The 14,109-nt window shown below is 64.7% G+C and carries 13 protein-coding genes; 7 read left to right on the top strand and 6 right to left on the bottom strand.

Going from position 1 to position 14,109, the window contains the following annotated elements; genetic code table 11:
• Positions 1 to 56 precede the first annotated feature (56 nt).
• From ACGK9R_RS16360 to ACGK9R_RS16350, 3 genes are read left to right on the top strand one after another with little or no spacing between them, the layout of a single operon-like run.
• Positions 57 to 761: an ABC transporter permease gene (locus ACGK9R_RS16360; protein WP_394583249.1), complete on the top strand. Its 705-nt coding sequence runs from the start codon at positions 57 to 59 to the stop codon at positions 759 to 761.
• Complete coding sequence (locus ACGK9R_RS16355) at positions 762 to 1,487, top strand: ABC transporter permease (RefSeq protein ID WP_394583248.1); 726 nt, start codon at positions 762 to 764, stop codon at positions 1,485 to 1,487.
• Between the two features lie 21 nt (positions 1,488 to 1,508).
• Positions 1,509 to 2,990 (top strand): aldehyde dehydrogenase family protein, encoded by a 1,482-nt coding sequence (locus tag ACGK9R_RS16350; RefSeq protein ID WP_394583247.1) that lies wholly within the window; start codon positions 1,509 to 1,511, stop codon positions 2,988 to 2,990.
• Here ACGK9R_RS16350 and ACGK9R_RS16345 read toward each other — a convergent pair.
• Together ACGK9R_RS16345 and ACGK9R_RS16340 are read right to left on the bottom strand one after the other, a co-directional pair.
• Complete coding sequence (locus tag ACGK9R_RS16345) at positions 2,939 to 4,174, bottom strand: TauD/TfdA family dioxygenase (RefSeq protein WP_394583245.1); 1,236 nt, start codon at positions 4,172 to 4,174, stop codon at positions 2,939 to 2,941. The two genes, ACGK9R_RS16350 and ACGK9R_RS16345, sit on opposite strands and share 52 nt — an antisense overlap.
• A gap of 77 nt (positions 4,175 to 4,251) precedes the next feature.
• Positions 4,252 to 5,220, bottom strand: coding sequence for a GlxA family transcriptional regulator (locus tag ACGK9R_RS16340; protein WP_394583243.1), 969 nt, complete (start codon positions 5,218 to 5,220; stop codon positions 4,252 to 4,254).
• A 138-nt stretch (positions 5,221 to 5,358) separates the two neighbouring features.
• On the opposite strand from ACGK9R_RS16340, the gene pnp reads away from it, so the two are divergent.
• The 4 genes from pnp (at position 5,359) to ACGK9R_RS16320 (ending at position 9,813) form a co-directional block, all read left to right on the top strand.
• Positions 5,359 to 7,521 carry a polyribonucleotide nucleotidyltransferase gene (gene pnp, locus ACGK9R_RS16335; RefSeq protein ID WP_394583242.1) on the top strand — a complete coding sequence of 721 codons (2,163 nt, stop codon included), beginning with the start codon at positions 5,359 to 5,361 and terminating at the stop codon, positions 7,519 to 7,521.
• A gap of 74 nt (positions 7,522 to 7,595) precedes the next feature.
• Positions 7,596 to 8,762 (top strand): MFS transporter, encoded by a 1,167-nt coding sequence (locus ACGK9R_RS16330; RefSeq protein WP_394583240.1) that lies wholly within the window; start codon positions 7,596 to 7,598, stop codon positions 8,760 to 8,762.
• A gap of 443 nt (positions 8,763 to 9,205) precedes the next feature.
• Complete coding sequence (locus ACGK9R_RS16325; protein WP_394583238.1) at positions 9,206 to 9,373, top strand: hypothetical protein; 168 nt, start codon at positions 9,206 to 9,208, stop codon at positions 9,371 to 9,373.
• Positions 9,374 to 9,378: 5 nt separating this feature from the next.
• On the top strand, positions 9,379 to 9,813 hold the full coding sequence (locus ACGK9R_RS16320; RefSeq protein WP_394583237.1) for a type II toxin-antitoxin system death-on-curing family toxin: 435 nt from the start codon (positions 9,379 to 9,381) through the stop codon (positions 9,811 to 9,813).
• Positions 9,814 to 9,887: 74 nt separating this feature from the next.
• Here the strand turns inward: ACGK9R_RS16320 and ACGK9R_RS16315 are convergent, their stop codons facing one another.
• The 4 genes from ACGK9R_RS16315 to pcnB form a co-directional block, all read right to left on the bottom strand.
• Complete coding sequence (locus ACGK9R_RS16315) at positions 9,888 to 11,066, bottom strand: acetyl-CoA C-acetyltransferase (protein ID WP_394583235.1); 1,179 nt, start codon at positions 11,064 to 11,066, stop codon at positions 9,888 to 9,890.
• A 127-nt stretch (positions 11,067 to 11,193) separates the two neighbouring features.
• Entirely contained in the window at positions 11,194 to 12,042 is an 849-nt protein-coding gene (panC, locus tag ACGK9R_RS16310; protein WP_394583233.1) for a pantoate--beta-alanine ligase, read from the bottom strand.
• Positions 12,043 to 12,106: 64 nt separating this feature from the next.
• Positions 12,107 to 12,604 carry a 2-amino-4-hydroxy-6-hydroxymethyldihydropteridine diphosphokinase gene (folK, locus tag ACGK9R_RS16305; RefSeq protein ID WP_394583337.1) on the bottom strand — a complete coding sequence of 166 codons (498 nt, stop codon included), beginning with the start codon at positions 12,602 to 12,604 and terminating at the stop codon, positions 12,107 to 12,109.
• Positions 12,605 to 12,609: 5 nt separating this feature from the next.
• Positions 12,610 to 13,998 (bottom strand): polynucleotide adenylyltransferase PcnB, encoded by a 1,389-nt coding sequence (gene pcnB, locus ACGK9R_RS16300; RefSeq protein ID WP_394583231.1) that lies wholly within the window; start codon positions 13,996 to 13,998, stop codon positions 12,610 to 12,612.
• Positions 13,999 to 14,109 lie beyond the last annotated feature (111 nt).

Here is a 14,109-nt window from a genome sequence, read left to right as displayed (position 1 = left end):
GGGGGATTCGTTGAGTCGCGCCTTCTTTTCAAGCTGGACCGAGGACATCGTCGAACATGACTCCCATGATGTCGCAAGGGCTTGCCGACTGGGCCGGCCCGATTTTTCATGGCGCGCTGGCTACGGTGCAGATCGCCGTGCTGGCCTACGCAATCGGCCTTTTGCTGGGTCTTCTGGGCGCGGCGGCCAAGTTGAGCCCCTGGGCGCCGCTTCGCGGTTTGGCCACCGCCTACTCGACCGCCATTCGCGCCGTGCCGGAGCTTTTGCTGATTCTGCTGCTCTACTACGCCGGCAGCGAAGCGCTGGGAGCGCTGCTCGCCCTGCTGGGCGTCGACGGCGTGCGCTTGACCGGCTTCGCCACCGCCGTAGGCGTACTTGCTTTCGTGCAGGGCGCCTACATGACCGAGGTATTTCGCGGCGCGATCCTGGCGATTCCCAGGGGCCAGCTCGAGGCGGCCGACGCTTTTGGCTTCTCGCGCTGGACGCGCTTTCACCGCTTCGTGCTGCCGGCCATGCTGCCCAATGCCTTGCCAGGGATGTCGAATCTCTGGCTGATCCTGATCAAGGACACGGCGCTGATTAGCGTGATCGGGTTCAACGAGCTCTTCTTCACCATTCAGCAGGCGGCCGCCAGCAGCCGCGCCTATTTTCTCTTCTACGCGGCAGCGGGCGTCATTTACCTTGCGATCACGCTGAGCTCCACCGCTCTGTTCGCGCAGCTGGAGCGCCGCGTGCGCCGCACTCAACCGGTGGAGGCTTGAATGGATTTTTCCTGGCTAAGCGATCCGTTCTATCAGGAGTATCTGTGGGAAGGCTTCGTCAACACGCTGTGGCTGCTGCTGGTCTCCGCGGTGGGCGGGCAGCTTCTGGCCGTGGGGGTGGCGCTTGCGCGCCTGCGCGGGCCGCGTCCGCTGGCCTGGCTCGCCGCGGCTTTCACCAGCGTGATTCGCGGCACCCCTTTGCTGGTGCAGCTGTTCTTCTTCTACTACGGCGTGGGGCATCTGATCGAAGGGGTGCCGGGGCTTCGCGATACCTGGCTCTGGCCCATGATGCGCGACCCGTTCTTCTTCGGGGCGGTGACCTTCATCTGCAGCGTCGGCGCTTACTCCGGCGAGGTGATACGCGGGGCCATGCTGAGCGTTCCCTCCGGCGAGCTGGAGGCCGGGCGGGCCTTCGGGCTCTCCGGTCGGCAGGTGCTGGTGCGGCTTTGGCTGCCGCGGGCGATCCAGCTCTGCCTGCCCACCCTCACCGGCGAGATGATTCTACTGCTCAAGTCGATTCCGCTGGTCTCGACTATCGCGCTGATGGATCTCTTGCAGGCCGCCAATATCATCCGTGACGAAACCTTTCTGGTCTACGAGCCGCTGCTGCTGATCGCCGGTATCTATCTCGCCACCACCGTGGTGCTGACGGTGACGCTGCGTCTGGTGGAGCTCAATTTTCCCGGCATGCGGTCGCACAAGCGCCGCTGGCTGCCGCTTCGCTGAAAAGGCCTAACGATGGATGCAATGAACGCTTTTTCGACCCCCGGTTTTCCCCACACCCTGGACGAGCAGTTTATCGACAACGCCTGGCAGTCAGGCCGGGGCGAGGCGCTTCTGGAGGTCACCAATCCCTTCGAGGGTCGCGTTATCGCCCGGGTCACCCGTGGCGCTGCAGAGGACGTCGATGCCGCCGTGGCGGCGGCGCGCCGGGCGCTGCCCGGCTGGCGAGCCACGCCCGAAGCGCGCCGAGGGGAGTACCTGGCCGCCATCGCCGACGGGCTAGAGGCGCGACGCGAGTCGCTGGTGGCGCTGTCGAGCCTCAATAACGGCAAGCCGCTTGCCGAGGCGCGCCAGGATCTCGACGATGCCATCGCGTGCTACCGCTATTACGCCGAGGCCGCCCGAGCGCTGGGCGAGCGTCAGGGGCAGCACGAACCCGGTGAATTGGAGGGGCTTTCGGTGCGCCGCTACTGGGAGCCGGTCGGGGTGGCGGGGCTGATCACGCCCTGGAACTTCCCGCTGGTGAGCAGCGCCTGGAAAATCGCCCCGGCGCTGGCCGCGGGCTGCACCGTAGTGTTCAAGCCCTCGGAGGTGACCCCGCTGCCCGAGCGGGTGCTCGCCGAGGTCGTCCTCGAGGCGGGCGTGCCGGCGGGGGTGTTCAACCTGCTGTTTGGCGATGGCGCCAACGTCGGCGCCGCACTCGGCGATCACCCGGGCGTCGACAAGCTCTCCTTCACCGGCAGTAACGCCGTGGGCGAGGCGGTGATGCGCGCCGCGGCAAGCGGCACCCGCCCGGTATCGCTGGAACTCGGCGGCAAGTCGCCGATCATCGTCACCGACGATGCCGATCTCGACCGCGCCTGCGAGCTGGTGATCAACGGCATCTGCTATAACGCGGGGCAGATGTGCTCGGCCACCAGCCGGCTGCTGGTTCACGAGCGCATAAGCGAGGCGCTGTTCGAGCGAATCGATTGCGCCATGCAGGCGCTGCGTCTGGGCGACCCAAGCGCCCCGGAGACCGATATGGGGCCGGTGGTCAGCGCCGCCCAGCGCGAACGCATCGAGGCCTTCATCGCCCGTGCCGGCGAGGCCGGGCTCGAAAGCCAAACGACACTTGCACCGCACCCGGCCAACGGCTTTTTCGTCGCACCAAGGCTTTATCGCGACGTGCCGCTGGAGAGCGCTTTATGGCGCGAGGAGATTTTCGGGCCGCTACTCTGCGCACGGCGGGTGACGAGCGACGACGAAGCGGTGGCGCTTGCCAACGACAGCGACTTTGGCCTGGCGGCGACGGTGGTGGCAGGTAGCGACGAGCGCGGCGAGGCGATCGCGCGGTGGCTGGAGGCGGGTAACGTGTGGTGCAATACCGACCAGATCGCGCCGCCCCAGGGGAGCTGGGGCGGCATGAAGCGCAGCGGCATCGGCCGGGAGCTCGGCCCGGCCGGGCTCGAGGCTTATCTGGAGCTCAAGCGCATCTCGCGCTCGCGGCGCTGGCACATCCGGTAGCGCGAGCGCACTTCGTCGCGCTCCATGTAGCAGCCCTGTAGCCAGCGGTGGCCGTTGCTGCCCTCGAAAGCGTCGCGGGCGTGGAGCAGTCGGCGGTTGTCGAAGATCACCAGGTCCCCCGGCGCGTAGGTGAAGCGCAGCGCGAATTCGGGCTCGCGCAGCAGCCGCTGCAGCGCCATCAGCGCTTCATAAGCCGGCTCGACCTCGTCGAACGGCGCCTGCAGTGGCCCGCGTAGAAAGTCGGCGATGCGCACTTCCAGAAGCTCGCCGCGGGCGTTCTGGCGAATCATCGGCGAGTACCAGACGTAGTCGGTGACTTTGGCGGTGTTGGCGTAGCACCAGTGCACCCGAGTCAGCGTCTCGAACGCATTCGGATCTCGCTCGCGCAGCGCCTCGGCGACGGCGAAGCCGTCGAGCATTACCGCCTGGCCGCCCTCGACGCTGTTTTCCAGACAGTGCAGCATCTGCAGTCCCGGATGGTACTCGCGGGTCGGCAGGTCCGTGTGCGGCGGCAGCGCGATGGAGGTGTAGGCGTTGGAGTCCGGGTCGGGCTTGGCCTTCACGTCGAACAGCTGGCCGAAATTGGTCGGACGCACCGGGCCGATGCGCCGGGCGATCGCCTCGAGCGAGCCAGGCTCGGTGGGCAGACCGCGAAGGCGCACCAACCCTTTGCCCAGCACGCTTTCAAGCGCCGGCTTCAGAATCTTCTCCTCTTCGTCGCTACCCGCGTCGCTTTCGAGCAGCCGTGAGGCGTCGAGAGTGTCCGGTGTGGTGCCGGGCCCGCCGTGCCAGAGCGAGATCGGTACCAGCGGCGCCTCCGGGTCGTCGGCGTTGTCGTAGTCGTGGGCGCGCAGCCAGCCCGGATGAAAGCACAGCCGGATGTTTTCCGGAGCGAAGGTCACTGCCAGCGCGCCCGCGTCGTCGACCTCGGCCTGGGTCACTTCGGGCCAGCCGGAAAGCTGTGATAGATCGAGAATACGCTCGCGGGTCGCCGGGTTGATGGTGGTGTCGTCGGCGGCGTTCTCGCGCAGCCAGATGCTGTGGTAGCGGCTTTCGCGGCCGTCGCTCCAGTAAAGGGTCACGATGCGCGGCGAGGCGCTCACTGAGGCGATATGCGCCTCCACCGGCCAGGCGTCGTAGTCCGGCGTGCGCGGTAGATCGAGATAAGCGGTGGCGGTCGACATGAATCCTCCTTGGCGTTGTGTGATCCGCCGAGTATGGCGCCCGAGGATCAAGCTAACGCGACCGGATTCGACGCCGACTATGCCGGATTCGACACGGCCATTCGACGCAGCTGGCTGGGCGTCACGCCGTGCTGGCGGCGAAAGGCGCGGGCGAAGCTCGACGGCGAGGTGAAGCCGCAGGCAAGCCCAATCTGCACGACGCTGTGGGAGGTAGTGGTCAGCAGCTGGTGGGCGTGCTCGAGGCGCATGGCCTGGTAGGCGCGCTGGGGCGAGGTGTCCAGATGCTGCGAGAAAAGCCGCTCGAGCCGACGCCAGGAAACGCCGAGCTCCCGGGCCAGGGCGCCGATCGGCAGCGGCGACTCGAGCCGGCTCTCCATCAGCGTAATCGCCCGTTCGAGCAGCGGATCCGCCGGCGTGACCGGGTCGCGCTGGCGGCTGGCGGGCAGCCGGCCCTGATCGTGAACCAGCTGTTCGCGCACCCGGGTACACAGCGCCTCGCCGTGGCGGCGACGAATCAAATCCAGGCTCATGTCGATCGCCGCACTGCCGCCAGCGCAGGAGAAGCTCGAACGGTCGACCTCGAACACCGACTCGACCGCGTCGATATGAGGAAAGCGCTGGCGAAAGTCCGGCAGGCACTCCCAGTGTAGCGTTACCGTCGAGTCGGCAAGAAGCCCGGCGGCGGCCAGCGCGTAGCAGCCGGTATCGACGCCGCCCAGCACACAGCCGCTTTGCTCCCGGGCGCGCAGCCACTCGAGCAGGGCGTCGTCGATGGCCCGGCGCGGCTCGAAACTGGCGCACACCGCCAGGCTCGTGACATCGCCAGCGTCTTCCAGCGCGGTATCGACCTCGAGGGACATGCCGTTGGAGGCGATTACCGGATGACCGTCGCGGCTGATGACCTGCCACTGGAACAGCGTCTTGCCGCCCAAGCGGTTGGCGATGCGCAGCGGCTCGATGGCCGAGAAGAAGGCCACCATGGCGAAGCGCGGCAGCAGCAGAAAACCGATCTTTTCAGGCGTGGTCGCCGGGGGCTCTCGTCTCATGGGCGAGAAGAATACACCACCGGCGTTGGCCGGGGCAGGGGTGGGCCGGGAGGATTCCGGGTTTCTGGTGGCTCTTGAAAGCCACAGCGCCTAGAATGGTGGCGAGTCAAACGACCAAAATCGGACAAGTAACCATCAATGTCAAAGGAAGTCGCCGTGAATCCGGTAAAAAAGACGTTTCAATACGGGCGTAGCACCGTCACCCTGGAAACCGGGCGTATCGCCCGTCAGGCCACCGGTGCGGTCATGGTCACCATGGACGACACCGTGGTGCTGTGTACCGTGGTGGCGAAAAAGGAGGTCAACCCCGGCCAGCCTTTCTTCCCGCTCTCGGTGCACTACCAGGAGAAGACCTACGCGGTCGGCAAGATTCCCGGCGGCTTCTTCAAGCGCGAAGGGCGCCCCACCGAGAAAGAGACCCTCACCTCGCGGCTGATCGACCGGCCCATTCGCCCGCTCTTCCCCAAGGGCTTCATGAACGAAGTGCAGGTGATCTGTACCGTTCTCTCCACCGATCGTAACCACGACCCGGACATCGCGGCGATGCTCGGCACTTCGGCAGCGCTCGCCGTCTCCGGCGTGCCCTTCAACGGCCCGATTGGCGCCGCGCGGGTCGGCTTCAACGAAGAGCAGGGCTACTTCCTCAACCCCACTGTCGAAGAGCTCACTACCTCCGAGCTGAACATGGTCGTGGCCGGTACCCGGAGCGCCGTGCTGATGGTCGAGTCCGAAGCTCAGGAGCTTCTGGAAGACGAGATGCTGGGTGCGGTGCTCTACGGTCACCAGGAGATGCAGGCCGCCATCGCCGCCATCGACGAGCTGGCTAAAGAGGCCGGCAAGCCGCGCTGGGAGTGGCAGGCCGCTGAAGAGAACGCCGCGCTCAAGAGTGCCATGGCCGAGCAGTTCGAGGCCAAAGTGGGCGAGGCCTACCGCATCACCGACAAGATGCAGCGCCAGGACGCGCTCGCCGCGCTGAAAGAACAGGCCGTGGAAGCGCTGGGTGCCGTCGACGGCGAGCCGGTCAACGACAAGTTCGACGCAGGCGAGGTGAAGAGCGCCTTTGCCGCACTCGAGAAGCGTGTGGTGCGCTCGCGGGTAGTGAAAGGCGAACCGCGCATCGATGGCCGCGACAACACCACCGTGCGCCCCCTCGATATCGAGGTCGGCGTACTGCCCAAGACCCACGGCTCGGCGGTCTTCACCCGTGGCGAGACCCAGGCGATCGCCGTGGCGACCCTCGGCACGCTGCGCGACTCGCAGTTGATCGAGTCGCTCGAGGGCGAGCGCAAGGACCGCTTCATGCTGCACTACAACTTCCCCCCCTACTCGGTGGGTGAAGCTGGCTTCATGGGCGGGCCCAAGCGCCGCGAGATCGGCCACGGGCGTCTGGCGCGCCGCGGCGTGCAGGCGATGCTGCCCTCCGAAGACGCCTTCCCCTACACCATTCGCGTGGTCTCCGAGATCACCGAATCCAACGGCTCGAGCTCCATGGCCTCGGTGTGCGGCTCTTCGCTGGCGCTGATGGACGCCGGCGTGCCGCTCAAGGCGCCGGTTGCCGGTATCGCCATGGGCCTGGTCAAGGACCCGGAAGGTTACGCGGTGCTGACCGATATCCTCGGTGACGAGGATCACCTTGGCGACATGGATTTCAAGGTCGCGGGCTCCGAAGAAGGCGTGACCGCGCTGCAGATGGACATCAAGATCGAGGGCATCAACGAGGAGATCATGGAGACCGCGCTGCAGCAGGCCCACCACGCGCGCATCACCATCCTCGAGCAGATGAACGCGGTGATCAACCAGAGCCGTACCGAGGTCTCCGAGAACGCGCCGTCGATGGCCACCATCAAGATCGACCCGGACAAGATCCGCGACGTCATCGGCAAGGGCGGCGCCACCATCCGCAAGATCTGCGAAGACACCGGCGCCTCGATCGATCTCGACGACGACGGCACCGTGCGCATCTACGCCGAGGACAAGAAAGCCGCCAAGGCGGCGATCGACACGGTGCTGGCGATCACCGCCGAAGCCGAGATCGGCAAGCTCTACAACGGCAAGGTAGTGCGCATCGCCGACTTCGGTGCGTTCGTCAACATCATGCCGGGCACCGACGGCCTCGTGCACATCTCCCAGATCGTGCCGGAGCGGGTCAACAACGTGCGTGACTTCCTCAACGAAGGCGACGACGTGGTGGTCAAGGTGCTCGACATCGACAACCGCAACCGGGTGAAGCTCTCGATCAAGGAGATCACCGAAGAAGAGAAAGCGGCCTTCGCCGCGCAGAGCGAAAGCGCCGACGACTGATCGAGTCCCAGGTGCTGCCTCCGCCCCCGTAGCCACGGTTACGGGGGCGGTGTCGTTTGAACAGAGGGGAAGGCATGGAGCAGCAAGCAAGGTGGGGGGCGGTCATCGCCGTCATGTGCGGTATCTTTCTACTGGTGACCGCCGAGCAGTTGCCGATCGGGTTACTCTCCCAGGTGGCGCAGGAGCTGGGCGTGACCGAAGGCACCGCCGGGCTGATGGTCACGGTGCCCGGCGTGATTGCGGCGCTCTCCGCGCCGCTTTTGCCGGTGGCGGTGGGCCGGCTCGACCGGCGGGTGATGCTCGCCGGTTTGATGATCGTCATGACGCTTGGAAGCGTGCTCTCGGCGCTGGCCCAAAGCTTTACCCTGCTGCTGGCCGCCCGCGCGCTGGTCGGCATGAGCATCGGCGGATTCTGGGCGATCGCCGGTAGTATCGCACCAAGGCTGGTGCCCGAGGAGAAGGTCGCCCGGGCGATGACGGTCATTTTCGGCGGCGTGACCGCCGCCTCGGTGCTCGGCGTGCCGCTGGGCACGCTGCTGGGCGATCTCGGCAGCTGGCGCTGGGTCTTCGGCGGGCTGGGTGGCTTCAGCCTTTTGACCGCCGGGCTGATCTGGCTGTGGCTGCCGGCACTGGCGCCCCGGGAGCCGGTGCGCCTCTCCATGCTGTTTCGCCAGGTGGCCAATCGCGGCGTGCGCGTCGCGGTGCTCACCACTGGCTGCGTGGTGGTGGGCCACTTCGTCGCTTACACCTTCATCAGCCCCATTCTGCAGAGTATCAGCGGTATCGAGCAGCGCAACGTGGGCAGCCTACTGCTGCTCTACGGCGCGGCGGGTATCATCGGCAACGTGGTAGCAGGCATGAAGGCGGCGCGTAACCCTTACGCTGCCGTGCTGGCGATTCCGGTGCTGCTAACGCTGGTGGTCGGGAGCTACCCGCTGCTGGGTACCCAGCCGGTCAGTGGCGTTGCGCTTCTAATGGTGTGGGGAGCAATATTTGGCAGTATCTCGGTGAGTATCCAGACCTGGATACTGCGCACCGCACCGAACACCGAAGCGGCCACCGCGCTGATGGCGTTCGTGTTCAACATGTCGCTCGGCCTGGGCGCGCTGATTGGCGGGCGGGTGGTCGACGCCACCAGCCTGACCACCACCCTATGGGCCGCCGCGGCGCTGTTTCTGGTGGGCGTGGTGCTGGTCGGGCGCACGCCGTCACGGCTGGTCAACGGCGGGCGGATTCGCTGAGGTCAAACCCGCACGTGCCGGGTTTCAAGGACTGGGTCGGGGAACATACACCTGGCACGATCGAATGCAGCTGACGTTATCACTGTAAACCTGAGCAAGCCAGAATATCCGGTAGGCCGGAATCCAGGCATTCAATGCGCATCGCTCGAGAAATCGTTCATAACGGCCCGCCAGAATGAAAAATCGTAGAATGCTATTTTTCTGCACGGCGGTGAAAATGAACTGCAAGGGTGCAAATGGTTGCATGTAATGACTTTTCTGCCATGGTGCCCGGATGACGGTAGACATAGGGTCCTGAATGATAGTTTTCACAACATTGTCAAACACCAAAAAAGGTTGCTTGAAAAGCATGTGTTGCGTATCTTGAACAAGTCATTTGCAAGTCCGTAACGAACTCGTTGCGGGCTTTTTCGTCAAATGGACACGCATATTTGGAGGTTGCCATGACTGCACTGTTGAAAAAAGAACGCCTGATCATTCCTGCACGTAAGGAAGGAGAGAGTGTGAAAGCGCGCCCGTGCCTTGGTAACCATCAGGCTCAGTTTAAAAAAGCTGGCGAAATGTCGATGGAGCGTTACGAAAACGCGTACCGCGAGCTTGCTAAGGTGTAACATTAATGAGTGGTTGTGGCTCAGATAATGACGGTATTCGATACATCGTTGTACCCGAGCTAGTCGAAATAAATAAGGAAATGCTGAGGCTCACCCCGGGTGAGCCTTTTGGTGTCCGCGACCAGGGCGGCCTTGAAAGCGCTCAACAAAAGCCGTGCATGCACCGCTACTATACTCAGACCGAAGATCTAGCGATGCTGGCAAGTGTATTAGGGTTTGGCATCGTACAGAATCACCCTTTCTTGAATGCTAACAAACGCACCGCAGCGGATGCTGTTTATCGATTCCTTCTGCTGAATGGTTATGAACTGACTATGCCCGAGCAGGATATAGTTTTGCTCTGGGAGGGTGTGGCGATGCACGACTATGAAGAGGATGAGGTGGCTAGTTTGCTGGCTTACTGGTCACGAGAATTTGATACATCCACTCTGAACGACTAACCCCGCTCCGGCTGGGTCAGCGGCCTGAAAGGCCTCGGTAATCACCGAGGCCTTTTACGTTTAATCAAACTGATTTATGGACGCTCGATCGCCAGCGCCACCCCCTGGCCGCCGCCGATGCAGAGTGTAGCGAGGCCCTTTTTGGCGTCGCGGGCGATCATTTCGTGGATCAGCGAGACCAGCACGCGACAGCCCGAGGCGCCGATGGGGTGGCCAAGGGCAATGGCGCCGCCGTTGACGTTCACTTTCGAGACATCCCAGCCAAGCTCTTTATTGACCGACAGCGCCTGGGCGGCGAAGGCTTCGTTGGCCTCGGCCAGATCCAGCTCGTCGATACTCCAGCCCGCCTTCTCCAGGCAGCGCCGGGTGGCCGGGGCCGGGCCGATGCCCATGATCGCCGGGTCCACGCCGGCGTTGGCGTAGGCCTTGATGCGCACCAGGGGTTCGAGACCCAGTGCTTTCGCCTTCTCGGCGGAGCAGACCATGACCACCGCGGCGCCGTCGTTGAGCGAGGAGGCGTTACCGGCGGTCACGGTGCCATCCTTCTTGAACGCGGGCTTCATGCCGGCGAGCTTGTCGGCGGTGACTTCCCGCGGGTTCTCGTCGGTGTCGAAGACGATCGGGTCGCCCTTGCGCTGGGGAATCTCGACCGGCACGATTTGGCTCTTGAACTTGCCCTCCTTGATCGCGCGGGCGGCATTCTGCTGCGACTGGGCGGAAAACTCGTCCATCTGCTCGCGGGTAATGCCGTACTTCTCGGCCAGGTTCTCGGCGGTAATGCCCATGTGGTAGTCGTTGAAGGCGTCCCACAGGCCGTCGTGAACCATCGTGTCGATCGCCTTCCAGTCGCCCATGCGTTGGCCTTGGCGCGAGTGCGGCAGTACGTGGGGCGAGGCGGACATGTTCTCCTGACCGCCAGCGATGATCAGGTCGGCGTCGCCGCACAGAATCGCCTGGGTTGCCAGATGCACCGCCTTGAGCCCGGAGCCGCACACCTTGTTGATGGTCATTGCCGGCACGGCGTCCGGCAGGCCCGCCTTGATCGAGGCCTGGCGCGCCGGGTTCTGGCCCACGCCCGCGGTCAGCACCTGGCCGAGCAGCACCTCGTCGACCTGGTCCGGCGAGACGCCGGTGGAGGCGAGGATGTCCTTGATGACGAGCGCGCCGAGATCGCTTGCGGGAATGCCCGCGAGCGACCCGCCGAAGCTACCCACTGCGGTGCGCCGTGCGGCGACAATGACCACTTCTTGCATGACAGAACTCCCGATAAAAAAAGGCGCTGGGCCTGTGAACGAGCGTGGTTGATTCAAGCGCGAGCTTTCAGCATAGGGGAAAGTCGTGCGTCGCGGCAATACGCCTTTGGCCCGCATGCTCGCCTGATTAGCCGCCCAGCCGAACGCGCAGGTTGTCGATCAGCCGCGCCGGGCCGAGTTTGGCCGCAGCCAGCAGCACGGCGTCGACGGTGTCTGGCGTCACCGGGTCAAGTTCAGCGCTCTTGAGTTCGACGTAGTCCGGTGAAAAGCCCGCGGCGCCGAGGGTTGCGATCGCCTGATCGAGTACGGCCGGGGCCGGCTCCCCGGCCTCGAGCGCGGACTTCGCCGCCAACAGGGTGCGATAAAGCGCCGGAGCGGTCGCGCGCTCGGCGTCGTTCAAGTAGCCGTTGCGCGAGGAGAGCGCGAGACCATCCTCGGCCCGCTGGGTCGCCACGCCGACGATTTCGATCGGCAGGTGCAGGTCCGCGGTGAGCTTGCGAATCACCGCCAGCTGCTGGTAATCCTTCTCACCGAACAGGGCGACCTGGGGTTGCACCAGGTTGAACAGCATCGTCACCACGGTGGCCACGCCGTCGAAGTGGCCGGGGCGGGCGCCGCCGCAAAGGCCTTCGGAAACGCCGGGCGCCCGCACACGGGTCTGGGCGTCGAGCCCGTTCGGGTAGAGCGCGGCGGTGTAAGGGGCGAACAGCAGACCGCACCCCGCCTCCACCAGTTTGATCTGGTCCTCTTCAAGGGTGCGCGGGTAGGCGTCGAGGTCCTCGTTCGGGCCGAACTGCATCGGGTTGACGAACAGGCTCGCCACCACGGTATCGGCGCGCTCGCGCGCAGCGGTGACCAGCGCCATGTGGCCGGCGTGCAAATTGCCCATGGTGGGCACCAGGGCGATGCGCCGCCCGGCGCGGCGCTCGCAGTCGAGAGTGTCTCTTAACGTGGCGATATCGTGCAGCGTGCGCATGGTTCGTTCATCTCGAGTGGCAACGAACGTCGATTGTCACCCGAGCGGACAGACAGCGTCGAGGTCAGTTCGAGCCGTTTTCGTCCAGGCGCGCAAGCCCCTGGTCTTCGAGGCGCTCGATCCAGTGGTCCAGGGAGTGATCGAACAGGGTCAGCGGTGCATCAAGCTCGGCCAGCGGTATCAAAGCGAAGGCGCGTTCATAAAGATGCGGGTGGGGTACGACCAGGCGCGGGTGATCGATGTGCTGATCATTGAACAGCAGCAGGTCCAGATCGAGGGTGCGCGGGCCCCAGTGGCGCAGGCGTCGGCGGCGATGGCGCTGCTCGAGGGCCTGGAGCTGATCGAGCAGCGCCAGCGGCGAAAGCGCCGTGTCGATCGCGGCCACCGCGTTGACGAAGTCCGGCTGATCCTGGGGGCCGACCGGGCGGCTGGCGTAGAGCGACGAGGCGCGCTCAAAGCGGGTGAGCGAAAGCTTTCCGAGCTCATTGATCGCCTGGCGCACCTGGGCCAGCGGCTCGTCGAGGTTGCTGCCCAAGCCAATATAGGCGCGGGCGTAGGTCAGAGCGCTCACTGATCGGACTTGCGCGACGGCTTGCGGCGCTTTTTACGCCGCCGGTCGCCCTGGCTTGCCGGGTCGCCGCCGACCTTCTGCAGCAGGCGGCGCTGCTCGTGCTCGTCGCCTTGCTGGAACGCCTCCCACCAATCGCCCAGGCCGCGGGGAATTTCGCCGGCCTGTTCACGCAGCAGCAGCAGATCGAAAGCGGCGCGAAAGCGCGGATGCTCCCGGCTCTGGAAAGCGCGCTTGCCGCGGCGCTGGGGCAGGCGGGCCTGAAGCTCCCAGATTTCGCGCATCGGCATGCCAAAACGCTTGGGGATCGAAACATGCTCCAGCTGGCGCATGACCACCTGCTGGGAAGCGGTTTGCAGCGCCGGTACCGTTGGCATGCCTTCGGCCTCGAGCGCCTCCAGGCGCAGCGCCACCGGCCCCCACAAAAATGCGGCGAAGAGAAACGCCGGCGTGACCGGAAGGTCGTTGGCGATGCGCTGATCGGTGTTGCGCAGCGCCTGCTCGATGAGCCGCTCTACCCAGGCCGCGTCGGCCATCGCCTCTTCGGCCTCGGGGAAGAGCATGCCGAAGAGGCCATAGTGGCTCAACAGCTGGAAGGTGAGTAGGCCGTGGCCGGACATGAACAGCTTGAGCGCTTCGTCGAACAGGCGCGCCGGCGGAATCTGTAAAAGCAGCGGGGCGAGGTCGTACATCGGCGCTTCGGTGTTTGGGGCGATCTCGAAGCCGAGCTTGGCGGCGAAGCGCACCGCGCGCAGCATGCGCACCGGGTCCTCGCGGTAGCGGGTTTCCGGGTCGCCGATCAGGCGCAGCGTGCGCGCGTTGATATCGCCGATGCCGCCGGCGAAGTCGTGAATCGAGAAGTCCGCGATGCTGTAGTAGAGCGCGTTTACGGTGAAATCACGGCGCAGCGCGTCCTCTTCGATGTTGCCCCAGACGTTGTCGCGCAGCAGAAGCCCGGCGTCGGACTGCTGGGCGATATGGTCGCCGTGCTCGTCCTGGGGCTTGCCGCGAAAGGTCGTGACTTCGATGATTTCGCGCCCAAAGCGCACGTGCACGATACGAAAGCGCCGGCCGATCAGCCGCGAGTTACGAAACAGATCGCGCACCTGCTCCGGCGTTGCGTTGGTAGCAACGTCGAAATCCTTTGGCGTCTCGCCCAGCAGCGCATCGCGGATGCAGCCGCCGACCAGATAGGCCTCGAAGCCCGCGCCGTTCAGTCGATAGAGCACTTTCAAGGCGGCATCGCTGATCTGTTGACGCGAAACAGGATGCTCGGAGCGGGGAATGACCTGAGGCGTCGGCGCTTCGACGGCGTTTTCCTGAGAATCAGGCGGGTTTTTCAATGGCTCTCCCGAACCAGGTAAAAAACGGGTAAGTCCTCTAAACATGCAGTGGTATCGACTCGCCGTTAAAACGTAGGCTGTTGAACTGTTGATTTGATAAAAGATAGGCCAACGAGTGTATCCGACCCCCAACGCCTTGCAAAGCATTCCCGCGGG

Origin of the sequence: Halomonas sp. HNIBRBA4712 (assembly GCF_043558675.1) — a bacterium.
Classification (GTDB): domain Bacteria; phylum Pseudomonadota; class Gammaproteobacteria; order Pseudomonadales; family Halomonadaceae; genus Vreelandella.
The sequence above is the reverse complement of the archived record's forward strand: the minus strand, read 5'-3'. Positions and strand labels throughout refer to the sequence as shown.